At 72.8% G+C, this 1,029-nt stretch carries 1 protein-coding gene; it reads right to left on the bottom strand.

The window, feature by feature from the left end; all coding sequences use genetic code 11:
- Positions 1–118 precede the first annotated feature (118 nt).
- Positions 119–805 carry a sigma-70 family RNA polymerase sigma factor gene (locus AC27VN_RS42255; RefSeq protein WP_490880634.1) on the bottom strand — a complete coding sequence of 229 codons (687 nt, stop codon included), beginning with the start codon at positions 803–805 and terminating at the stop codon, positions 119–121.
- Positions 806–1,029: the final 224 nt, after the last annotated feature.

Genomic DNA, 1,029 nt, shown 5'->3' with positions numbered 1-1,029 from the left:
GCCATCTTGAGGATCGCCTCGCGCGTGCGTGCCTCGGGCAGCGCCGCGTTGTCGGGCGCGTGCTCGAGCGCGCGACGCAGGCGCGCGTCGCGCAGGTCGTCGTCGTCGAACCCGGCGCTCATCGCGCGCCCTCCAGCACCGCGAGGTAGCGTTCCATGCAGCCGCGCAGCTTCTGCAGCCCGTAGCGCAGCCGGCTGCGCACCGTCTCGAAACCGATCTGCAGGCTGGCCGCCAGCGCTTCCACCGTCAGGCCGTCCTCGTGGTGCAGCAGGAAGGCCGCGCGCTGCTCGGTGGGCAGCTCGTCGAGGCAGGCCAGCAGGCGCCGTCCCGCGGCGCGCCAGAACGCGAGCTCCTCGGCCGAGGGATGGGTGGCGACGTCGTCCGAGGCACCGTGCACGCCACGCTCGAGCGCGGGAATGGCCTCGTCGTCCTCGCCCGCGTGGCCGTCGAGCGCCACTTCGCGCCCGCTCACGCGCAGCCGATCCATCGCGAGGTTGTGCGCGATCGTGAAGGCCCAGGTGCGCCAGGCCGCGCCCTGCGGCGAGAAGCTCTCGCGCGCCGTGATGATCCGCACCCAGGTGTCCTGGAACACCTCGTCGGCCTGCGATGCGAGCCGCGCGCCCAACAGCCGCCGCACGAAGCGGAACAGCCCGCCCTCGTGGCGCGCATAGAGCACGTCGAAGGCGGCGGCATCGCCGCGCGCGTAGGCCAGCATCAGCTGATCGTCGGGCATGGCGTCGCGGCCGGTCGCTTCGGGCGCGGCCGGGCTGACAGTGGCGGAACGGGCGCGGGGCAGCGCGGACATCGGTGGATTCTCACCTCAGCTGGTACGCGGGACGGCGCCGGTCGGGGTTGGCGCGGCGCAAAAAAAAGACGCACCGGCTTAACCCCGTTGGCGGCGGCGGGCCGTAACAGCCTGCACCGATTCACTTCACGGAGCCGTTCCATGATCCCGTCACCGGCCTTTCGCCCTCGCCGCCCGCTCGTCGCGCTGCTGTGCGCTTCCCTGGTCCTGAGCGCCTGCGGCGC

It is taken from the genome of Variovorax sp. 20P10.2.4 (assembly GCF_058244205.1).
Note: the sequence above shows the minus strand (reverse complement) of the source record. Positions and strands in the feature narration are given on the sequence as shown.